Raw genomic sequence first — 20411 nt, 5'->3', positions numbered from 1 at the left:
TACTCGGCGGAGAGGACCATCGACAGGATAATGTCCCGGTCATTACAACGAGTGCATAGCCCTATCACTTCCAAGCGAGTATTCTCTCTTCATATGTGAGGGAGGATCGAATGGCGACCAGCGTCAAAGAATTGCTTGCAACCGCAAACGCAGCCGTCCCGAAAATCACGCCTGACGAAGCTCGGAGGTTGATTGCTCAAGAGGACGCCCTCGTCGTGGATGTGAGGGATGCTCCAGAGCTTCAAGCCGGCGGCAAGGTAAAGGGCGCGCTGAACGTCTCGCGCGGGATGCTGGAATTTCGCGCCGACGCGGACACGCCCTATCACGACAAATCCTTCAGCAAGGACCGGCCAATAATTCTCTACTGCGCATCCGGTGGTCGTTCTGCCCTGAGCGGGAAGGTCCTGAAGGATATGGGCTATGAACAGGTCTACAATCTGGGGGCCTTCAAGGACTGGGAAGCCGCGGGCGGCGAGGTCGAGAAACCGTCGGCTTAAAAATTCTTCGGTAACCATTGTCCAAGCGCGCGAGGCTCGATCGTGACTGACGCGGCTTCGCGTTCGTCGGAGGCAAAGCGGAAGAAGACGTCTGCTTTCCTACGCTACAGCAGGTGAATATGATGCGCTGACTAATCCGGAAGGGGGAGAGAACTCCTGCCCCGGGGGCACTTGGCCATCCAGTTTGCGCTGGATGCGGCTCCACTACCCTCTCCACCCAGCCTTTTAGATTACAAACAGCCGGAAGGTGCATAGAACTTTTCGCAGCATAGCCCCCCATTTATACCGAAATAGTTTTCTTGCGTTATGCGCGCATAAATATAACATATACATCTCTCAGAAAAACTAACTAAAGACACCGAACAATAGAGTATTGCGCCAGAATGCGCAAAATAAATACTGATTTCTTCCAGTAATCCACAGCAATCGACACGTCACTGGCGGCCGGGGATTGGAAGCAGAGTCTGAGGAGAGCCTCATTGACGATTTGGAAAGCCGACATCGCGGGCGAGCGGCTGGGAGTGATAACCGGCCCTGGCGCGCCTTTGCTTTTGAGATCACCTAGCAATGCGGCCGGCAAAAGCTGGCGAATTTTATGTCTGCTGGATGACGAACAACGGAAAAACCTTCGATCGACGGCTAGGATAGAATTCGTCCTGGACCCTGAGAGCGACTTTGATTTCTTCATCGCTTTAAGCCCTGCGGCAAAGGACGTCTTTGAGGAACTGCTGCCTCGCTGCGGAAATCCTGCAGCCCCGCTGATCTCCGTTACGGATGTGTTCGCTTCACGCGCTGATGCCGTAGTCGAGCAGCCCACCGCGTCAGCAATCGCGGGGGCGATCTCATCGCTCACACCTCTTGCAGCCAGGGTTGGGGCACTCCCATCCATTCCCCCAGGAGCCGACCGAAACGGATTGCTCGCCCTTGCGCTTGCCTATACCCGCAGCACCGCGATCAAGGCGCGGTGGCAACCATGTTCGCCCGAATTGGTCGGCTACCCTCTGCTATTTGGGGTCGAAAACCCCCGCACGGTTCTAGAGGACCTGGCAAATGGCGGCTTTCTCCGGCGCCGTTTCCACGAAAGGCTGCATGTTTGCGGGCAATGCGATTCGTCTCAACTTCATGCGCGGGAAACCTGCATCAACTGCCGCTCGAGCCATCTGGCCGAGCATGCACTCATCCACCACTATTCCTGCGGCTTTCAGGCTGCCCAAACGGCCTTCGAGCACAGAGACGGCTATGTCTGTCCGAAATGTCACAAGCTGCTGCGCCACTACGGTGTTGATTACGACAAGCCTGGCTTCGTGACGGAATGCCTGGCCTGCGGGGGCACGATGGCCGAGCCTGAGGTGGGGTTCATCTGCACGCGATGCGGCACCTACACCGCAGGAGATCATGCCGCCAAACGAGATTGGTATCATTACGAATTGCTGGCCGACGGATTGGCTGCCCTGCGTGCAGGTGCGTTGCCTCACGCGGACATATGGCCCGGGACCGGTTATTCACTTCGCGATTTTTGTCTGGTCGTGACCCACGCCTTGTCGGTGGCGGAGCAGCACCAGCGGCCGTTGACGGCTTGGACCATGACGGTCGATACCGATGCGCTCACGCAGGAAGTCGGACGCCGCGGCGTCGTTGAGATCTGCCAGTTCCTGCTCGAATTGGTGAAGCAAAATCTCGGGGACAGCGATGTCGTTTCCGCACTTCCCACCGGCGTCGTCGCCTGCATGAGCGAAACGGAGCGGACGGAGGCAGAGGCGAAACTTCAGCGGATCCGTGAGCAGATCGGCAGTACTTTGAAATCAAAACCCGAACTCAAATTCGAACTTTTTGGGCGCGAAGAGATCGGCACGCTGTTGCGGGATTTGAACTAATGCCCGGCGACAGCATCCATTTTGTCGATCAACTGGATCTGCCGACTTTCCTGTCGATGTTCTGGCATATGCTGGTCTTTGAGGTGCCGCGCTTCCTCATAGCCATATTCGCCGTGGGAGCGGTCGAGGCCGTCCGTTCCAGCCATCGCAGGGACAGCGCCCCTGCCCTTTCGATAAGTGTCCTCATGCCCGGGCACAACGAGGCCGCATCGCTGCGCCAAACCGTCGTCGGCCTTCGTGATCAGACGCGCGGAGCACTGCAGATCGTCGTCGTCGACGATGGGTCGACCGACAACATGATGGCGGTTGGTCAGCGACTGAAGGCCGAAGGTCTCGTCGACGTTTTCCTCTCGACCGGTCTCCGGGGAGGCAAAAGCGCAGCCGCTAATCTTGGCCTGAATTATTGCACGGGCGACGTCGTTATCATCGCGGATATCGACACCAGCTTCGATCGCGACGCATTGGAGCGCGTAACCGAGCCCTTTCGTGATCCCACGGTTGGTGCGGTTGCCGGCAATATAGCTGTCCGCAACCCCGATGCATCCATCATTGCCAGATTCCAGGCGATCCAGTACCTGCTCTCGATCTCATTGGGTCGCCGCATAACCAACATGCTCGACGTGGTCTTCATCGTGTCGGGTGCATTTGGGGCATTCCGGCGCGAAGCCCTGCTCTCGGTCGGTGGCTGGGAAGTGGGTCCCGGCGAGGATGCCGACATCACGGTAAAGCTGCGCCGTGCCGGCTGGAAAGTGCGTTTCCAGCCCGATGCATGGGCATTGACTGACGTGCCCGACACGCTCCTAGGGTTGGTTCGCCAGCGTCTGCGCTGGAACCGTACGCTGGTTCGCGTGCGGGTGCGCAAATTTGCGCGGATGTTCGATCTCTCAAGGCGCAACTTTTCCGCCGGCAATGCCCTCGGCACGCTGGACATTATCTATTTCCAAGCGATCCTGCCGGCCAGCTTCTTCATCTATATAATCTGGCTCTTCGCCTATTTTGGCGCATTCGCATGGGTCGTCCTCGGCACGGTCACCATCATCTATATGCTGAGCGCCCTCATCTCCTTCATCATCGCAGCCTCGGTATCTGAGCACTACGGGCGCTTGCATCTGCTGCCCTACGTTCCCGGCTATGCTCTCTTCAACGCCTACATCCTGCGCGCCGTCGCGGTTTACGCCTATCTCGACGAGCTGCTTTTCCGCCGCTCCTACAGCGACACCTACGTGCCCAGCAGGGTCCTCAATCAGGCGGAGCGCTTCTGATGCTGGCCGATCCCCTAGCGCCGATGGCGTCAGAAAAGCATGAACGGGAGAGATGACAAATGCTGTCGTTTCTTACGAGCCTTGACGCAGCGAGCTTTGCCGCAATGTTCTGGTTCCTCATCTTCTTCGAGGGGCCGCGGTATCTGATCGCAAACCTCACGGCGGGTTTCGCGCGACCGGAACCACTCAGGATAGCCGCCGGCCCTCGCAAGGCATTGTCCGTTAGCATCGTGCTACCCTGCCATAACGGCGCCGAGGGTATCGCCAAGACCGTCGCCTCTTTGCGCGAACAGACCTGGCCGAAACTGCAGATCGTGCTGGTGGATGACGGTTCCACGGACAACACCCCCCGCGTAGCACAGGAATTGCAGAGACGCGGGCAGATCGACGTCGTCATTTCGACGGGTCTGCGCGGTGGCAAGAGCGCTGCCCTCAATCTTGGATCGCATTACTGCACCGGTGAAATCATCATTGCCGCCGATGTCGATACGACCTTCGATCGCGATGCGATCGAAGCACTGCTTGTTCCCTTCATCGACCCGGGCGTAGGCGCCGTGGGCGGTAATATCGGCGTTCGCAATTCGGCCGGGTCCATTCTCGCGACGATGCAGGCGATCGAATACGCGATCGGAATTTCGCTCGGTCGCCGGGTCAGCGTTATGCTTTCCATCCTGCCCGTCGTGTCAGGAGCCTTTGCGGCATTCAGGCGGGAAGCTCTTGCCTCGGTCGGAGGCTGGGATGCAGGCCCTGGCGAAGACGCCGATCTTACCCTCAAGCTTCGGCGTGCAGGATGGAAGCTGGACTTTGCCCCGCATGCGTGGGCGCTGACGGATGCTCCGGCGACGATGCAGGGGCTGATACAGCAGCGCCTGCGCTGGGAAGGCGATCTCGCCCGGCTGCATTTGCGCAAGTTCCTGATGCTCCTCTCCCCGCTTGCTTCTCGCCTATCGCTGCGCGACATCGTCAGCACGTTCGACATCCTAATATTTTCGATCGCTCTTCCCTTCGCTTTTGTCGTTTATGTCCTATGGCTGCTTGCTGCCTACGGACCCTTCGCGATTCCGGTCCTCCTGGCAGCCGGATTAATTTACGCATTGGTGGGCGTCCTCACCTTCGTGGTGACGCTGGCGATCTCCAGAAATTCCTCATTTCTGCGCTTGCTGCCCTACACATTCGGCTACGGCGTTTATTGCGCCTATGTGCTCAATCCGATCCGTGTCTGGGCCTTCGTCCAAGAACTTGGATTCGACCGGTCCTATCGCTCCACCTTCGTTCCCACGAAGGTTCTGAGCCAGATGTGGAGGTTCTGATGAGGCTTCGTCGTCGACCACGCTATGACACACTTCAGAATGAGGTCCGTCGCCGCGGCCGTTCCTGGGGCCGCTGGATCTATCTGGGTCTGTTGTGCGGATTGCTTCTATGGATCGCCGACATGTTCATTGGTGATCTCGTCTATTTCCGAGCCGAAGGCCTGGTAATGCGCAATCGCGTCGTCCTCGCCACCCAGTATCCGGCCGAGGTCAGCAAGCTCAATGTCGAGGAAGGCTCTCCGATCGAGACCGGGGAGATCCTGGCCCAGGTTCGTTCGCAAAAGATCGAAGAGACGCTGGCGCAGCTCTATTCCGACATGGTCAACGGCATCAGCCGCGCCACGGATCTGGAGGTGCGCAATCAGGTCTACAAGGCGATCTATCCCATGACGCAGCGCCGTTACACCGAAGCGCACGCCGCCCGGCGGGCGAGCGAGACTTTGCGCGACCAGGGCCTGATCGACAATGTCAGACGCGCGGATTTGCTGAAGAGCGAGATCGAAAGTGCTCTCGAGCAAATGAAGATTGAAGCCGAGCAGAAGACGATTGACGACAACATGCCGGAGCTGAACGCTGCCGTGACTGCCTCCAAAGAGGCGATAAAGCGGCTGCGGGACGTTTATGCCGACGGTGTCCTGAAGGCACCCGATAACGGTGTGGTCGGCTACCTGCATGTCGCTCAGGGAAGCGTCGTGCAGCCGGGCGAGCCGCTGATGGAGCTGTTCACCGGTGATTCCTACATCCTCGCCTATGTGCCCGAAGGAGCGCTCTATTCCCTCCAACCAGGCGATCCGATCAAGATAAAGGTCGGTCTGAACACTTATTTCGGCAAGGTCGGCCGGCTTTATCCGGTGGCAGGTCAACTGCCCGAAGAGTTCCAGAATACGTTCCAGCCGGTGTCGCGCGCGCAGATCGTGCGGGTCGAGTTCGACCCGGGCCAGGGGCGCCCCGCCCTTTTCGCGAAGACGAAGCTGAGCGCCGTTGGGTGGCCTCCGGCATGGCTGAAGCGCCTGCTCACCGCGACGTACGAACGCGTGACAGGCGGAGCCAGCGAGGAACAGGGCATCTCCGCTGGATCCACCGCCTCTCACCATGACGATGCGGGCGAGAGCGTGTCCGGCATTCGGGGAGCACGGCTGGTACGGCAGACAGATACGGGAGTGCAGATCAGATGACCACGATCGTGACCGGAGCGGCCGGCTTCATCGGCTCGCATGTGGCAGCTGCCCTGATGGCTCGTGGGGAGGACGTCATCGGCATCGACAACCTCAACCACTATTACGACCCCGCCCTGAAGCGGGCACGCCTGAGCTTGCTCGAAGAAAATCCGCAGTTCACCTTTGTCAAACTCGATATCGCGGATCGGGAATCCATCATGGCTCTGGCCGACCGCTATCCCGCCATCGAGGCCATCGTTCATCTTGCGGCCCAGGCCGGCGTCCGTCATTCGCTTACCGCACCATTCGCCTATACCGAAAGCAATGTGACCGGCCATCTGGCCATTCTGGAACTCGGCCGCCGGCTTCCCCGTCTGCAGCACCTCGTCTATGCGAGCTCGAGCTCGGTCTATGGTGCCAATTCAAAACTGCCATTTGCCGTCGAAGACCGAGTCGATACGCCGGTTTCGCTTTATGCCGCCACAAAACGTGCCGGAGAGTTGATCTCCTATGCCTACAGCCACCTTTACCGGATCCCGACCACGGGACTGCGCTTCTTTACCGTCTATGGGCCGTGGGGAAGACCGGACATGGCGGCCTATCTCTTCACCGAGGCGATCCTGGCTGGTCAGCCGATCCGCGTCTTCAACAACGGGGATATGCGGCGAGACTTCACCTATATCGACGATATCGTCAGCGGCGTGCTCGGCGTTCTGGACAATCCTCCGGCGGCGGCGCGCGGTGAAGTTCCCGCACGCGTCTTCAATATCGGCAATCATCGCGCCGAGCCGCTGTTGAGATTCGTTTCCGTTCTGGAAAGCGCGATCGGGCGTAAGGCTCAACTGATCTTCGAGCCCATGCAGCCGGGCGACGTGAAGGAAACCTTCGCCGACATTGAGGCCATAAATCGCTGCTGCGGCTTCGAGCCGCGCGTGAGCATCGACGACGGTCTCCCGAGATTCGTCTCCTGGTTCCGCTCTTATCACGGCACGGACGAGCGCGTTCCCATGGCTTCGGCGGGGTAAGGCTGCTCCTGAGAACCGGAAGCAGGCCGGCCCATTCCCAACAGCTCTTCAGAGGTAAGGAAACTGCACCCATGAACATCATCGGCAACGTTCTCCTCTCCAATATCGATGTCCACGAGCAAAGTCTTGCCGGCGTGTTGCGCGAACGCATCGAAACATGCAGTGCCCGCATCGGCGTCCTCGGGCTCGGTTATGTCGGGCTGCCGCTCGTTCCGGCGATAGCAAGCGCCGGCTATGACGTGGTGGGTTTCGACATCGATCCCCTCAAGATCAGCGAGCTTATGGAAGGTCGGTCCTATATTCGCCACATCCCCAATGAGATGGTCGCGCCCCTCGTGGCGGACGGCAGGTTCGTACCGACCTCAGATTTGAGCCGGATCCGCGATGTGGATGTGGCGCTGATCTGCGTACCCACGCCGCTGACGCGTCAGAGAGAGCCCGACCTTTCATTCGTCGTCTCGACGGCGGAGGCGATCGCGGCGAATCTTCGGCCCGGTCAATTGATCGTTCTCGAATCCACCACCTATCCAGGCACAACGCGCGAAGTCCTGCGTCCAATCCTGGAACAAAGCGGGCTCCGCTCCGGAGACGATTTCTTCCTGGCCTACTCTCCGGAACGGGAGGATCCCGGCAATTCGAGCTTCACGACCACAACGATCCCGAAAGTCGTCGGCGGTGACGGCGCCGATGCCCTTGAACTGGCCTGCAAGTTCTACTCGCGCATTATCGCAAGAACCGTTCCCGTCTCTTCCGCCGAAACCGCCGAGGCGGTCAAGCTTACCGAAAACATATTCCGCACGGTGAACATCGCGCTGGTCAATGAGTTGAAGCTTCTCTTCGAGCGGATGGGCATCGATATCTGGGAGGTGATCGAGGCGGCAAAGACGAAGCCCTTCGGCTACATGCCTTTCTATCCCGGCCCGGGTCTGGGAGGACATTGTCTTCCGATCGACCCCTTCTATCTCACCTGGAAAGCGCGTGAATACGGCATCGCGACGCGCTTCATAGAACTTGCAGGTGAAATCAACACGGCCATGCCGGGTCACGTGGTCGACAGGCTGGCACATGCACTCAACCAGCAATCGGGGCGCGGGTTGAAGGATACAAGAGTGCTGATATTGGGCGTCGCCTATAAAAAGGACGTCGACGATACCCGGGAAAGTCCGGCATTCAGGATAATGGAACTTTTGGAGGAGCGCGGGGCGATTGTGGATTATCACGACCCATATGTGCCCTCCCTGCCCAGCAGCCGCGCTCATCCGGCATTGGTGGGAAGATCCTCGGTGCCGCTGGATCCCAAGATTCTGGAGAGCTATGCCGCCGCGGTGATCTGCGTCGACCACTCGAATGTCGACTATGGTCTCGTGGTAAATGAGGTTCCCATTATCATCGACACCAGAAACGCCTGTCGCGCAGGGGCACCGGCCAGTCATATCCTCCTGCGGGCCTAGGCAGTGGCAGGGCAGAGGCTCAGACCTTCACGGTCCGGGCAACGAACCTTGCTATCGCGGGGCCGAACAGAAGGACGAAAAGGAAACGCGCCATCTGCATGGCCATGATGAAGGACATGTTCACGTCCTTGGAAGCAGCGGCGATGATAGCGACGGAATCCATGCCGCCTGGGCTGGTTGCGAGATAGGCACTGAGCAGGTCAATGCCGAGCGACTGGTTGAGCAGGAGCGCGAGGCCGCAGCAGAACGCCATCAGAATCAGGATTGCTCCGAGGATCTGAGGCAGCGCGCGGAATGCGTGCTTGACGATCGCTCGAGTGAAGTTGAGGCCGATCGCCCAGCCGATAAGGGCGTAGCTGGCAGCGAGAAGCCAAGGTGGAAGCTGGAATTCGACGCCCGCGCCCAGATGCAGCGCCACGCCCAATATCATTGAACCTAGAAAGAAGGGCGATGGCAAGCGAAGCAGCCGCCCCACTACACTTCCCGCCAGCACCACGGCGAGCGTGACGGCAAACTCCGGCCAGTGAAGAGCAGGAAACCACGCCGCCTGCTCACTTGCTCCAGCATCCGGGCTTGCCCCGATGACGCTTGCGATCATCGCCGCGGCGAGCGCCACCATCATGACCCGTAGATATTGCATGAAGGCAACCAGTCTCTGGTCTGCCCCAAAGGCGGCTGCCATGAGCACCATTGCCGTTGCCGCGCCCGGGGCAGAGCCCCACACGGCGGTACTGCCGGGAAGGATTCCCCAGCGGCTGATCAGCCAGCCGAGAAAGCTGGAGGCAGCAACCGTGCTCACCACGATCGACAGGACGAGAGGCCATTCATTGGCAAGGGCAGCCAAAATCGGCAGCTCGATCGCCATGGCAATGAGTATCCCGATCACGCACTGCGATGTGCCAAACGCTGGCCGCGGGACCCTTATGGTGGCGCCGTGCATGCCGAGGATGGCGGCCGAGAGCATTGGTCCAAGCAGCATGGCAGCCGGGAGCTGCAAGATTTCGAGAAGGCCAGAGAGCACCGCGGATAAAACCAGAAGAAGCAGCCATTGGAAGGCTGGCGAAGCCCTTTCCAGTTTTTCCTGAGTTTGCGGTGTGGGAGAATCCATGTTCTGGTCATAGACGTCCCAACTCAAAAGACAAGGCAGCGAGAATACTTCCCGTGACGTTTTGGGAAGCCGTTCTCATCAATAAATATAAAAAAGAAACCCGCCGCTGGAGCGGCGGGTTTTTGACGGCAAATGCGCGCCTTACTGGGCTCCGCCCGTGCCGGACTGCTGGTTGATCGCCTCGGAAAGGCTTGCATCCGGGCTGCTTTGGCAGAAACTCATTACGCTCTGGACAGGTATCTCGTGGATCCCCATGCTGCTCAGACTGGATCCGCCACTGCTGGTGGAAGTGCCGGCGGTCGTGGTTGTGTCGGTGCCCGGTGCACGCGTGCTGGTGGATGCGGTTGTGTCCGCACCCCCGGCTGTGCTTCCAGGAGTGGTCGTGCTCGAGCCTGCGGCACCCGTATCTGCGGAGGCAGTCGTGTTGGTGGAACCTGACGTGCTGCCCGGGGTCGTGCTGGAACCGGCAGCGCCTGTATCTGCAGAAGCAGTAGTATTGGGCGAGCCAGAGGTCGTGCTGGAGCCGGACATGCCGGTGTCGGCAGCGGCCGACCTATCGCTGGAGCCAGGCATAGCACTGCTGCCCGCACTCGCCGAGGTTCCGGAGGTACCCTCAGCCGCCTGATAGCCGGCCATGAAATAGAGAGCGCGCTCCTGCTGGTCCGAGTCGAGCGCCGCAAACTGTTGGCAGGTGATGTTCGGCGCGGACGCCATTCCCGGCGTTGCAGTACTGCTGGTGCTGGACTGCGCCGAGGCGAAGCCGACTGTCGCCGCTGTCAGCGCGAGGGCGCCCACGGAGCTCAAAAGAAGCCTGTTCATGTTGTAACTCTCCCGAATCGATGTTTTCACGTGCTTTGGACGCACGGCCACCCAACCGAGAACGATCTTCGGTGTTCCCTCCAGAGAGCGATTTGCCTTCACAAAGGCAGGGGCATTGAAAAAATGGGAGAGCTATTCGGTCAAAGATCCAGCCTGCCCTGCTGGCCCCAATCCATTTCATCGAGAATCTCGGAAGCAAGGGCCCGCGAGATCCGGATCTTGCGTTCAAGCGCTACCCGGTCAAGACGCTCCACGATGCGCTGGGCTGCGGAGAGAGAGCGCTCCATGCGGCGGAGAATGAACTGCACGACATGCGGCTCCACGCTCACCTGGCGGTCGGCGAACAGCTTTACGATGACGCCGGCAAGCAGCATCTCGTCAGGTTCCCGCATCTCCACCGCAGCAGCGGCCCGCAACCGGGAAAGGAGGTCGGGAAGCTTCACACCCCAGGCCGATGGCAGGTGACGCGCGGTGAGTAACAAATGCGTATGGCTGCTGCGAACCGTATTGATCAGGTGGAACAGACCGGTCTCGTCGAGGAGCGGACTATCAGCATCGTCGATGAACACGGGACCATGCTCGGCCGCCGCCATCGCCTCGGCTTCTATCGCAGTCGCCGAAACGGAAAAGGCACCGCACTGATCGCACCATATCTCGCCGAGATGCGTTTTTCCCGATCCCATCGGCCCGGCGAGCACCACCACCGCTGCCGGCCAATCCGGCCAGCTTTCCACCAGGCCCACGGCAACCTCGTTGGCAGGCGTAACCACAAGATCGTCCCGCGAACGTCCCTCCTCATAGGCCAAGTCGAGCGGCAATTGCCGCGGCGAAAGAGCCCGTGCCATCAGCGGTCACGGCCCTTCTGCTCGGGGGCAAGTGGCTCATGGCCGTTATAGAGGGGCGAATCGAGATAGCGTGAAAGCGCAAACCGCACGAGCACAGCGACGGCAGCAGAGGCCGGCACAGCAACCAGCAGGCCCACAAAGCCGAAGAGGTAGCCGAATGCGTAAAGGGCGAACATCAGCCAGACGGGATGCAAACCGACGCTCCGGCCGACAAGTTTAGGCTGCAGTATATTGCCTTCCACGAACTGTCCGGCGAAAAAGATCGCTGCTACCGCCAGCACCCAGTACCACTCCGGCCAGAATTGGACGACCGCAACCCCTATCGATAGCGCCAGCCCGACAAGGGAGCCAACGAACGGAATAAAGCTGATCACTCCCGCAAAAAAGCCGATGAGAAGGCCAAAATTGAGCCCCACCAAAGTCAGCCCGACGGCGTAAAAGCAGCCCAGGATGAGACAGATCGTTCCCTGGCCGCGCACGAAACCGGCCGTGGCGACATTGATGTCGCGCGCGATTTGACGGACGGTCTCCACATGCTCACGCGGCACCCAGCTGTCGACTCGGGATATCATGTGATCCCAGTCGAGCAGCATGTAGAAGGCCACGACCGGCGTGACCACGAAGAGGCTCGCGAGATTCACCAGCGCCACGCCCGAACTCCAGATGGATTTGAACAGCGTTGCGACGAACCCCGCGCCCTGCGTCAAGAGCGTGCTCAATCCCTCCTGCAGGGACTGCGGATTGACCCCGATCGTCTCCTCGAACCAGCCCGGGTCGATATTCGTGATGAGGGCCTGAAGCCGCGTCAGATATTCGGGAAGCCGGACCGTGAAATCAGCAAGCTGATTGCCGAGAACGGGTATGATCACCATCAACGCGATGACGAGCACTATGATGAAGGCGCATAGGATGAAAATCGTGGCGGCCAGCCGCGACAGGCCCAGGCGTTCCAGCCGATCGGCGATCGGATCCAGGAAATAGGCGAGCACCATCCCGGCCAGGAAGGGCAGCAGGATGGAACTGAAGACATAAAGAAACAGAATCAGGATGGCGGCCGCTATGAGCCAGAAAGTGACCTGCCGGACGAGCGCCCCGCGCGGCGCCGCCTCACTGTCCCGAGGTGCCGGTATCGACATAACCGCCCATATGCTTGATCCAGCCAACGAGATAGGCCGCGCCCGACGCCACGGTCAAGAGGCCTGAGAAATAGACGAGCGCGGGAAAAATCGGTCCGAGCGAAAAGTCGAAGGTAAGCCCCGCGAGCACGAGGGCGGCAAGAAGCAGCTGCACCAGCGTGTTGGCCTTGGAGACGAGGAGCGGCTTCATCGCCACTGGCTGGTCCATAACGGCCGAGAGGAGTACTCCGCCCACAATGAGCCCGTCGCGCGAAACGGCAGCCACGACGAGCCAGAGCGGCAAATTGCCCATATAACCCAGCACGACGAAGACGCTCACGAGCAACAGCTTGTCGGCCATCGGGTCGAGATAGGCGCCAAGCTCGCTACGCTGGTTGAATTGGCGGGCGATGAACCCGTCTACCCCGTCCGAGACGGCCGCGAAGACGAAACCGGCGAAGGCCCACTCCACCTCGCCTGTGAGAAGCGCGAAAATAACTCCGGGTACGAGCAGAAAGCGCAACAGCGTAATGAGATTGGGTATGGTCAATCCGGTTCCTCTCCGACGGCCGCTATACTATCCTTCAAACGCAGCGCGCGTGCCCGCATAAATGGCTGCGCCCACGCGCCACCGCAAGAGAGATTTGGTCAAACGCTGTGCGCACCTTGCCAGGCTCCTTGCGATGCCCTCCCCTTCCGTGCCAATAGCCGGGGAACGACAAGCGCGACTGGAAGATGCCATGATCCAGAAAGAAAAAGGCCTCAGCTACGCCGATGCCGGCGTGGACATCGATGCGGGCAACGCGCTCGTGGACAAGATCAAACCCCTGGTGCGATCAACGCGCCGGCCGGGAGCCGACGGCGAAATCGGTGGCTTCGGCGGGCTTTTCGACCTGAAGGCGGCAGGGTTCACAGATCCCGTCCTGGTGGCTGCCAATGATGGCGTCGGAACGAAACTCAAAGTGGCGATCGAATCGGGCAGACATGACACCGTGGGCATCGATCTGGTGGCGATGTGTGTCAACGACCTCGTGGTGCAGGGCGCCGAACCCCTCTTCTTCCTCGACTATTTCGCGACCGGCAAACTCGATCCCGAACAGGGAGCAGCGATCATTGCGGGCATTGCCGAGGGATGCCGTCAGGCGGGCTGCGCGCTCATAGGCGGCGAAACGGCGGAGATGCCGGGCATGTACCGCGACGGCGATTATGATCTGGCCGGCTTTGCCGTCGGTGCGGCCGAACGTGGCCAACTCCTGCCGACGAACGATATCCTCGAAGGCGACGTCATCCTGGGTCTTGCGTCCTCCGGTCTGCATTCGAACGGCTTTTCGCTGGTGCGCAGGATCGTCGAACTGAGCGGCCTGGGCTGGAACGATGCCGCCCCCTTTGAGGCAGAACATTCCTTGGCTGAGGCCCTGCTCACCCCTACCCGCATCTATGTGAAATCCGTTCTCTCGGCCATTGCCGGGACGCATGGCATCAAGGCGCTGGCTCACATCACCGGCGGCGGTTTTCCGGAAAACATTCCCCGCGTTCTGCCGTCTTCCTACGCTGCCGAAATCAACCTGGACGCGGTCAACGTTCCCCCGGTCTTCTCCTGGCTCGCTGCCCAGGGTGGGGTCGCCGCCGAGGAAATGCTGCGTACCTTCAACTGCGGTATCGGTATGATTGCCGTCGTCGCTGCCGGCCAGGCCGCACAGGTGGCGGCTGTCCTCCAGAAGGCCGGAGAGCAGGTCGAGATCCTTGGCGGCGTCGTGCCGCGCAGGGACAAGGGCGTGATCTACCAAGGAGCCCTGGCGCTGTGAGAAAGAAGACAGCAATCCTCATTTCTGGCCGCGGCTCCAACATGTCGGCGCTGATCCGCGCCGCCGCGGAAACCGATTTCCCCGCGGAGATCGCCTGCATCCTAAGCGACAAGGCAGACGCGCCCGGCCTCTCGGCGGCTAGGGCGGCGGGCATACCGGCCGTCGCCGTGGTTCGCAGCGAGTTCGCGGACAAGGAAGCGCATGAGCAGGCGATCGATGAGGCGCTCGGTCAATACCGGGTGGAACTGATCTGTCTGGCCGGCTTCATGCGCATGCTGAGCGAAGCGTTCGTCAAACGCTGGGAAGGCCGGATGATCAATATCCATCCTTCACTGCTTCCCCTCTTCAAAGGCCTCGACACGCATCGGAAGGCTTTTGATGCTGGGATGCGCATCCATGGCTGCACGGTGCATTTCGTCACGCATGAGATGGATTCCGGCCCGATCATTGCGCAGGCCGCAGTACCGGTCCTGCCGGACGACACCGAGGATAGCCTCGCAGAGCGGGTGCTGAAGGTGGAGCACCGGATCTACCCATTGGCACTTTCTCTCGTCGCTTCCGGGCGTGCATGGATGAAGGATGGCAGGACGGCCTTCGCTTCCACCGCCGATATCGGCTGGGGCGCTCACGCGAGCCTGATGGCCCCTTCGTCCGTAGAGCAGGTTGCCGGTCTCGAAGACCTCGCCCGCCTCACGCCATAAGGCTCGCCGGCCATCCGCATCAAAGAGATTTTGATCCAGAACGGCACCTGCTAGCGGTGCCGCCGATCCGCTTAGGCCGGCCGAACCCACACTTTCGTGTCGTGAACGGCCGCCCCTCCGTAGGGGGCAACGGCATCGGCGCCCGTCAGCACATTGATGCCCTCCCCTCGTTCATGAGCGCTGTTCGGCCAGATGCCTTCAGCGATGACGACACCACGGCGCACGCCATCGAACAGTTTGGCGTGCAGCACGACCTCGCCGCGCCCATTGCCGATCTCCACCCGATCGCCCTCGGCTATCCCCATCAGGGCAGCGTCTTCGGGATGCAGAATCAGTTCTGGCCTGCCCTCCCGCTTTTTGGACCCCGGTGTTTCCGTGAAGCTGGAATTCAGGAAGCTGCGCGCCGGCGAGGTGGCCAGCCGGAACGGATGCTCCGCATCCGTCTCTTCGATAAAATCCACATGATCTGGAAAGGCCGGCAGACGCTCATGCGGGCCCTGGAAGCCGATCGATCGAGGCGGATGGTTGGGGCCCGGTGTTCCCGTCCATTTCGGGCTAAAGCGAAATTTTCCGTCCGGATGCCCGAAACCGTTCAGGAAATGGGCTGTCTCGAAATCCGGCTGCACATCTGCCCACCGTTCGTGACGGAAGCTGTCGAATGTGCCAAGCCCCCGCTGTGCCAGCATCCAGTCGAGATGCTCCCGCGCGGACAAGCCGAAGCCGGGCAGATGGGCAACCCCCAAGCGCTTCGCCAGCTCGTCGATTACATAGATATTCTCGCGTGCCTCCGCAGGCGGGTCGATGAGCTTCGGGCCAAGCAGGATGTGCTGGTGGCCGCCCCCGCGATAAATGTCATCGTGCTCGATGAACATCGTCGCGGGCAGCACGACATCGGCGAGCTTGGCCGTGTCTGTCATGAACTGCTCGTGCACGCAGACAAAAAGGTCATCGCGCAGGAAACCGCGCTTCACCAGCCGCTGTTCCGGAGCCACATTGGCCGGATTGGTGTTCTGGATGAGCATTGCCGTCACCGGAGGTCCCCCGTGCAACGCCTGGGGATCCCCGGTCAGCACCCGGCCGATCTGGGACTGGTCGAGGGATCTTATCGAGGGATCGGCAAACGCCGTCCCCTCGATAAGCGACTTGTCCAGCCCGAAAATGCCGGAGTTCGAATGGAAGGCCCCGCCGCCTTCATATTGCCATGCACCCGTCACCGCCGCGATGGAGAGCGCGGCATGCATGTTCACCGCGCCGTTGCGGTTGCGCGTGAAGCCATAGCCCAGTCGGAAATAGGTGCGCTTGGTTTGGCCCACCAGGCGGGCAAAGGTTTCGATCTCAGATGCCGGAACGCCAGTAATCGCCTCCGCCCACTCCGGCGTGCGGGTGGCCAGATGGGCCTCCAGCCCTCGCGGGTCATCCGTATATTTTTCGAGATAAGGCCAATCGGCAAAACCGTCCCGGAAGAGAACATGCATCACGGCACAGGCAAGTGCGCCGTCCGTCCCGGGACGAACTATAATGCCGAGATCCGCCTGCTTCATTGTCGCATTGTCGTAGACATCGACGACAACGATCCTGGCGCCCCGCTCTTTCCGGGCGCGAACGGCATGCGTCATGACATTGACCTGGGTCGCAACCGCGTTGGTCCCCCAGATCACGACACAATCGGCCTTGGCCATCTCGCGGGGATCCGCCCCATGCAGTGCGCCCGTCCCCATTACGTAACCAGCCCAGGCCGGGTTCGTGCAAATCGTGTCGAACTGCTTGGAATAGCGCTTGGCGTGACGAACCCGATGAATCGAGTCGCGCTGTACCAGTCCCATCGTGCCCGCATAATGATAAGGCCAGACGGTTTCGCTTCCGTATTTTTCTTCCGCCCGAAGGAACGCCTCGGCGACGCGGTCTAGCGCGGCCTCCCAACTCGCCTCCTTCCAGGCTCCCTCCCCTTTGGCGCCGGCGCGCACCAGCGGTTTCAGGAGGCGCTCGGGATGATATACCCGCTCGGCATAGCGGGCGACCTTGGCGCAGATGACGCCGGCGGTGTAGCTGTTGTCCCTGGCACCGTGCACACGGCCCAGACGGCCGTCGACGATCTCGACATCGAGCGCACAGGTGGAGGGGCAATCATGCGGGCAGGCCGAGTGGCCTATGCGGGTTTGCACATGTGTGTTCATGGCGCGGAGACTAGCGGCGTCGCCTTCTTCGGAGTAGGGCCAAAGCGGTCAGAAGCTTTCATGCAGCCCGAGGAAAAATGAATTATCGCCACGCCTATCATGCCGGGAATTTCGCCGATGTGATGAAGCACGCGATCCTTGTGCGTGTCATAGAATATCTCAAGCGGAAGGAAAAACCCTTTCGCGTGATCGACACGCACGCAGGTGTGGGACTCTACAGCCTTTTCTCGGAGGAGGCGCAAAAGACCGGCGAATGGCAGAACGGCATCGGCAGGCTTCTGGCGGCCTCGCCGGGCAGCGAGGCCGGCAACCTCCTGCAGCCGCTGCTTGAGGTCGTTCGTGCTGTAAACACTGCAGGCGAAATGGGCTTCTATCCCGGCTCGCCGCTGATCGCCCGCCACCTCCTGCGCAAACAGGACCGCCTGACCGCGATAGAGCTTCATCCGGAAGACGTTCAGCTGCTGAAGCAAAACTTCGGGGGAGATCACCAGGTCCGGGTGATCGAACTCGACGGGTGGCTGGCGCTCGGGGCTCACCTTCCGCCCAAGGAGCGGCGCGGCTTGGTGCTGACAGACCCTCCCTTTGAGAAGGAGGGGGAGTTCACCCGCATGGTCGACAGCCTCAAGAAGGCCCACCGGCGCTGGCCGACCGGAATTTATGCGTTCTGGTATCCAGTGAAAGATCGCAAAGCGGTCGATCGGTTCCGACAGGCATTAGCTGAGAGCGGCGTTCCCGATATCCTCGATGTCGCGCTCACCATTCGTCCTCCTGCACCCGAGGCGCGGCTGGACGGCTCCGGCATGATCGTCGTCAATCCGCCTTATGTGCTGAAAGAGGAACTCCGCGTTCTCCTTCCCGTTCTTGCGGAAAGATTGGGAGAGGATGGAAAGGGGGATTTCTCCCTGACACAGCTTACAAAGGAATAATGACGATCGCCGCCAGATGCTCTTCATCTTGACCAGCATCAACGGCTGACAGAAACTAATCATATCGGGCCTCATCAGGAGAGAATTCATGGCACGCCTTGCAGCTCTTGCAGCCAGTCTAGCTCTGTCGTTTTCCGCGTTGATGCAGGCAACTGCCGTACAGGCAGCGGATTTCATCGGCGTCTATGCCGGCGAAGATACGATCTGCGGCCATCAAAGCGTACGCGGCACGATCCAGAATCGCTTTCGCTACCAGGTCACCCATGTGCCGAACCTGCCCAATGTCGATATCGTCGATTTCTACGGTGCGCGGCTGACCCGCTATGAGCCTGCGACCTTCAACAGCCCGATCGAGCGGCGGTATTGCCAGGCCACCGCGCGGCTTTCCGACGGCCAGGATCGGCCAATCTGGTACCTGATCGAATATGGTCAGGGTTTCGCCGGCATTGGTGACAATGTGGAATTCTGCGTGCTCGGTTTCGATCGCTGGAATGTCTACAACGCATCCTGCCGTGTTCTGCGCTGAGGGAGAGCCGCAGCGGACTCACCAGCAGGGTGAAATTTAGCGAGAATTTGAGAACATGCGTAAACGGGATGTTCTCTTCTATCCTGTCCTATAGGCGTATTGTTTTCTCCTAATACCGCTACGATATAGGACTTATGATGGATATATCGTTTTTGTTTTACATCCCCCTGCTGATCCCGACCCTGATGCTTCCGATCTGGTGGCATCGCACCCGGCTGCAGCCGGTACGGGCTAAAGCCAAACGGAGATAGGCATGCGCCGATGGGCGGGAGCGCTCATTTTCGTCGCAACCAGCATCTGCCCCGCTCTCTCAGGCGAGCGGGGGGCCGAGGCCGGGGTCTTCGACTTCTACGTGCTCTCGCTCTCATGGTCGCCGAGCTACTGCGCGGCGGCAGGCGCCGATGCAAACGAGGAACAGTGCATCGCGACACACCCCTATAGCTTCGTCGTGCACGGTCTTTGGCCGCAATATGAGAACGGGTATCCCGAATTCTGCCGGACGCGGCAGCCCGGTCGTGTACCTCGAAAAATGGTGGAAGCCTACCGGGATCTGGTGCCCTCCGCCGGCCTGATGGGTCATCAATGGCGCAAGCACGGGTCCTGTTCCGGCCTCGATCAGGGCAGTTATTTCGCCCTCCTGCGGCAGGCGTGGGAACGGATCAAAGTCCCCGGTGACTTTTCCGGACTTGAGGAGCCCCGTGCCGTTTCACCTGCTGATGTGGAAGAAAAATTCCTGGCCGCCAACCCGGATCTGCCAGCGTCTGGAATAGCGGTAACCTGCGACAGGCGTTATTTGCGAGAGGTTCGGATTTGCCTCACGCGGGACCTGGAATTCCGCTCCTGCGAAGAGGTGGACGAGGATTCTTGTCGGAAAGCTGACGTGGCTATGCCCCCGGCGCGATAATCCTGCGGCCGCCACGCTGAAAAAGAAAAAGCCGGGCTCGCGCCCGGCCTTTCCGATGGCATTGCTGCCGTTCTTAGAACTGCATACCGACGCCGAGCAGCACCTTGTTGCTCGTCGCATCGACATCGTGATCGACACCACCAATGGTGAAGGTCTCGCTGCCGAGATCGGTGTAGCGGTACTCGAGACGGGCGAAGGCCTTCGGCGTCAGCTTCACGTCGACACCGGCACCAGCGGTCCAGCCCCACATGGTCTGGGAGTCGGAGCCGAGGGCGTTGGAAACCTCGTGGCGACCAACTGCACCACCACCCGTGGCGTAGAGCAGAACGTTGTCGGTCGCAGCGTAGCCGAGACGCGCACGCAGCGTGCCGTCCACACCAGCCTCGGTGGAGAAGCCGCTGTCGTCACCGTCCATGCCGTTGTAGCCGACGTCACCCTCAACGCCGTATACGAACTGGCCGGACTGGCCCTGCCAACCGCCGAACACGTTACCGACGAAGCCGTCCGTGTCGATGTCGGTGGACGGCAGACCCGCCGGGCTTACCTCGGTGCTGCCCGAGAAGCCGTAGCCGAGCGCGATACCGGCATAAGGACCGGCCCAGGTCGCGACCGGAGCCACTTCCATCGGAGCGGCAGGCGGTGCCGGCGGCTGCTCCATGATAACGTCCGCAGCATTGGCAGGCATCGCACCGGCGATAATCGCGGCAGCGGCTGCAAAGCCTAGCATCGAGTTCTTGTTGACCTTCATTGTGATCTCCTTAGCCACATGAGCAAAATTCCGGGAAAGGACGCGTCTCGCGCAGACACCCGCCCTCAGACCCCAACCGTGCGCCTTATAACGAATTCAGGACCGCTCGGTTCCGCCGGCTTGATGGAAAAGCGGTGAAAGATGGCTACAAGATGGCCGCAAAA

The 20411-nt window shown here is 60.4% G+C and carries 19 protein-coding genes; 13 read left to right on the top strand and 6 right to left on the bottom strand.

The annotated features are described in order from the left end of the window. The first annotated feature begins 110 nt into the window (after nt 1-110). The 7 genes from CHEJ32_RS0104890 to CHEJ32_RS0104860 all read left to right on the top strand — a co-directional run bounded on the left by CHEJ32_RS0104890 (nt 111) and on the right by CHEJ32_RS0104860 (nt 8576). Nucleotides 111-497: a rhodanese-like domain-containing protein gene (locus CHEJ32_RS0104890; protein WP_028032861.1), complete on the top strand. Its 387-nt coding sequence runs from the start codon at nt 111-113 to the stop codon at nt 495-497. Between the two features lie 479 nt (nt 498-976). After that, the gene (locus CHEJ32_RS26125; RefSeq protein ID WP_028032860.1) at nt 977-2371 is read left to right on the top strand and encodes a hypothetical protein; all 1395 of its coding nucleotides are present in this window, start codon (nt 977-979) and stop codon (nt 2369-2371) included. Beyond that, on the top strand, nt 2371-3633 hold the full coding sequence (locus CHEJ32_RS0104880) for a glycosyltransferase (RefSeq protein WP_028032859.1): 1263 nt from the start codon (nt 2371-2373) through the stop codon (nt 3631-3633). Before CHEJ32_RS26125 ends, CHEJ32_RS0104880 begins: the two co-directional genes overlap by 1 nt. A 59-nt stretch (nt 3634-3692) precedes the next feature. Beyond that, nucleotides 3693-4943 carry a glycosyltransferase gene (locus CHEJ32_RS0104875; protein ID WP_028032858.1) on the top strand — a complete coding sequence of 417 codons (1251 nt, stop codon included), beginning with the start codon at nt 3693-3695 and terminating at the stop codon, nt 4941-4943. Continuing rightward, nucleotides 4943-6118: an HlyD family secretion protein gene (locus CHEJ32_RS0104870; protein ID WP_028032857.1), complete on the top strand. Its 1176-nt coding sequence runs from the start codon at nt 4943-4945 to the stop codon at nt 6116-6118. The genes CHEJ32_RS0104875 and CHEJ32_RS0104870 overlap by 1 nt, the downstream gene beginning before the upstream one ends. Continuing rightward, nucleotides 6115-7125, top strand: a complete 1011-nt coding sequence (locus CHEJ32_RS0104865; protein WP_028032856.1) for an NAD-dependent epimerase/dehydratase family protein — start codon at nt 6115-6117, stop codon at nt 7123-7125. The genes CHEJ32_RS0104870 and CHEJ32_RS0104865 overlap by 4 nt, the downstream gene beginning before the upstream one ends. Nucleotides 7126-7196: 71 nt before the next feature. Continuing rightward, on the top strand, nt 7197-8576 hold the full coding sequence (locus CHEJ32_RS0104860) for a nucleotide sugar dehydrogenase (RefSeq protein WP_051469450.1): 1380 nt from the start codon (nt 7197-7199) through the stop codon (nt 8574-8576). A 19-nt stretch (nt 8577-8595) separates the two neighbouring features. On the opposite strand, the gene CHEJ32_RS0104855 is transcribed toward CHEJ32_RS0104860, so the two are convergent. After that, nucleotides 8596-9684, bottom strand: a complete 1089-nt coding sequence (locus CHEJ32_RS0104855) for an AbrB family transcriptional regulator (RefSeq protein ID WP_028032854.1) — start codon at nt 9682-9684, stop codon at nt 8596-8598. Between the two features lie 253 nt (nt 9685-9937). On the opposite strand from CHEJ32_RS0104855, the gene CHEJ32_RS27645 reads away from it, so the two are divergent. Beyond that, nucleotides 9938-10309, top strand: coding sequence for a hypothetical protein (locus CHEJ32_RS27645; RefSeq protein WP_245260971.1), 372 nt, complete (start codon nt 9938-9940; stop codon nt 10307-10309). A 334-nt stretch (nt 10310-10643) separates the two neighbouring features. Here CHEJ32_RS27645 and hdaA read toward each other — a convergent pair whose 3' ends face one another. From hdaA to CHEJ32_RS0104830, 3 genes are read right to left on the bottom strand one after another with little or no spacing between them, the layout of a single operon-like run. After that, on the bottom strand, nt 10644-11348 hold the full coding sequence (gene hdaA, locus CHEJ32_RS0104840; protein ID WP_028032852.1) for a DnaA regulatory inactivator HdaA: 705 nt from the start codon (nt 11346-11348) through the stop codon (nt 10644-10646). Further along, nucleotides 11348-12484: an AI-2E family transporter gene (locus CHEJ32_RS0104835; RefSeq protein ID WP_028032851.1), complete on the bottom strand. Its 1137-nt coding sequence runs from the start codon at nt 12482-12484 to the stop codon at nt 11348-11350. Before CHEJ32_RS0104835 ends, hdaA begins: the two co-directional genes overlap by 1 nt. Continuing rightward, on the bottom strand, nt 12456-13013 hold the full coding sequence (locus CHEJ32_RS0104830) for a CDP-alcohol phosphatidyltransferase family protein (RefSeq protein WP_028032850.1): 558 nt from the start codon (nt 13011-13013) through the stop codon (nt 12456-12458). Before CHEJ32_RS0104830 ends, CHEJ32_RS0104835 begins: the two co-directional genes overlap by 29 nt. A 190-nt stretch (nt 13014-13203) precedes the next feature. Here CHEJ32_RS0104830 and purM point away from each other — a divergent pair, with 190 nt between their 5' ends. Then, on the top strand, nt 13204-14268 hold the full coding sequence (purM, locus tag CHEJ32_RS0104825) for a phosphoribosylformylglycinamidine cyclo-ligase (protein WP_028032849.1): 1065 nt from the start codon (nt 13204-13206) through the stop codon (nt 14266-14268). Continuing rightward, on the top strand, nt 14265-14969 hold the full coding sequence (gene purN / locus CHEJ32_RS0104820; protein ID WP_028032848.1) for a phosphoribosylglycinamide formyltransferase: 705 nt from the start codon (nt 14265-14267) through the stop codon (nt 14967-14969). The genes purM and purN overlap by 4 nt, the downstream gene beginning before the upstream one ends. 71 nt (nt 14970-15040) lie before the next feature. Here purN and CHEJ32_RS0104815 read toward each other — a convergent pair whose 3' ends face one another. After that, nucleotides 15041-17143 (bottom strand): molybdopterin oxidoreductase family protein, encoded by a 2103-nt coding sequence (locus CHEJ32_RS0104815; protein ID WP_028032847.1) that lies wholly within the window; start codon nt 17141-17143, stop codon nt 15041-15043. 77 nt (nt 17144-17220) lie between these two features. On the opposite strand from CHEJ32_RS0104815, the gene CHEJ32_RS0104810 reads away from it, so the two are divergent. From CHEJ32_RS0104810 to CHEJ32_RS0104800, 3 genes are all read left to right on the top strand, one after another. Beyond that, the gene (locus tag CHEJ32_RS0104810) at nt 17221-18069 is read left to right on the top strand and encodes a 23S rRNA (adenine(2030)-N(6))-methyltransferase RlmJ (RefSeq protein WP_028032846.1); all 849 of its coding nucleotides are present in this window, start codon (nt 17221-17223) and stop codon (nt 18067-18069) included. An 88-nt stretch (nt 18070-18157) separates the two neighbouring features. Next, on the top strand, nt 18158-18595 hold the full coding sequence (locus CHEJ32_RS0104805; RefSeq protein ID WP_028032845.1) for a hypothetical protein: 438 nt from the start codon (nt 18158-18160) through the stop codon (nt 18593-18595). A 253-nt stretch (nt 18596-18848) separates the two neighbouring features. Next, a complete protein-coding gene (locus CHEJ32_RS0104800) occupies nt 18849-19499 on the top strand; it encodes a ribonuclease T2 (protein ID WP_028032844.1) in 651 nt (216 codons plus the stop codon). 73 nt (nt 19500-19572) lie between these two features. Here CHEJ32_RS0104800 and CHEJ32_RS0104795 read toward each other — a convergent pair whose 3' ends face one another. Beyond that, nucleotides 19573-20265, bottom strand: a complete 693-nt coding sequence (locus CHEJ32_RS0104795; RefSeq protein WP_371179780.1) for an outer membrane protein — start codon at nt 20263-20265, stop codon at nt 19573-19575. Nucleotides 20266-20411: the final 146 nt, after the last annotated feature.

This window comes from Chelativorans sp. J32, from assembly GCF_000518985.1.
Lineage (GTDB): Bacteria > Pseudomonadota > Alphaproteobacteria > Rhizobiales > Rhizobiaceae > Chelativorans.
Note: the sequence above shows the minus strand (reverse complement) of the source record. Positions and strands in the feature narration are given on the sequence as shown.

Bases quoted from the DNA above. Each gene is read 5' to 3' on its own strand.
- CHEJ32_RS0104890 (WP_028032861.1), top strand. From the start codon at position 111: ATGGCGACCAGCGTCAAAGAATTGCTTGCAACCGCAAACGCAGCCGTC.
- CHEJ32_RS0104880 (WP_028032859.1), top strand. From the start codon at position 2,371: ATGCCCGGCGACAGCATCCATTTTGTCGATCAACTGGATCTGCCGACT.
- CHEJ32_RS0104875 (WP_028032858.1), top strand. From the start codon at position 3,693: ATGCTGTCGTTTCTTACGAGCCTTGACGCAGCGAGCTTTGCCGCAATG.
- CHEJ32_RS0104870 (WP_028032857.1), top strand. From the start codon at position 4,943: ATGAGGCTTCGTCGTCGACCACGCTATGACACACTTCAGAATGAGGTC.
- CHEJ32_RS0104865 (WP_028032856.1), top strand. From the start codon at position 6,115: ATGACCACGATCGTGACCGGAGCGGCCGGCTTCATCGGCTCGCATGTG.
- CHEJ32_RS0104860 (WP_051469450.1), top strand. From the start codon at position 7,197: ATGAACATCATCGGCAACGTTCTCCTCTCCAATATCGATGTCCACGAG.
- CHEJ32_RS0104855 (WP_028032854.1), bottom strand. From the start codon at position 9,684: ATGGATTCTCCCACACCGCAAACTCAGGAAAAACTGGAAAGGGCTTCG.
- CHEJ32_RS27645 (WP_245260971.1), top strand. From the start codon at position 9,938: ATGCTGCTCAGACTGGATCCGCCACTGCTGGTGGAAGTGCCGGCGGTC.
- hdaA (WP_028032852.1), bottom strand. From the start codon at position 11,348: ATGGCACGGGCTCTTTCGCCGCGGCAATTGCCGCTCGACTTGGCCTAT.
- CHEJ32_RS0104835 (WP_028032851.1), bottom strand. From the start codon at position 12,484: ATGTCGATACCGGCACCTCGGGACAGTGAGGCGGCGCCGCGCGGGGCG.
- purM (WP_028032849.1), top strand. From the start codon at position 13,204: ATGATCCAGAAAGAAAAAGGCCTCAGCTACGCCGATGCCGGCGTGGAC.
- CHEJ32_RS0104815 (WP_028032847.1), bottom strand. From the start codon at position 17,143: ATGAACACACATGTGCAAACCCGCATAGGCCACTCGGCCTGCCCGCAT.
- CHEJ32_RS0104810 (WP_028032846.1), top strand. From the start codon at position 17,221: ATGAATTATCGCCACGCCTATCATGCCGGGAATTTCGCCGATGTGATG.
- CHEJ32_RS0104805 (WP_028032845.1), top strand. From the start codon at position 18,158: ATGGCACGCCTTGCAGCTCTTGCAGCCAGTCTAGCTCTGTCGTTTTCC.
- CHEJ32_RS0104800 (WP_028032844.1), top strand. From the start codon at position 18,849: ATGCGCCGATGGGCGGGAGCGCTCATTTTCGTCGCAACCAGCATCTGC.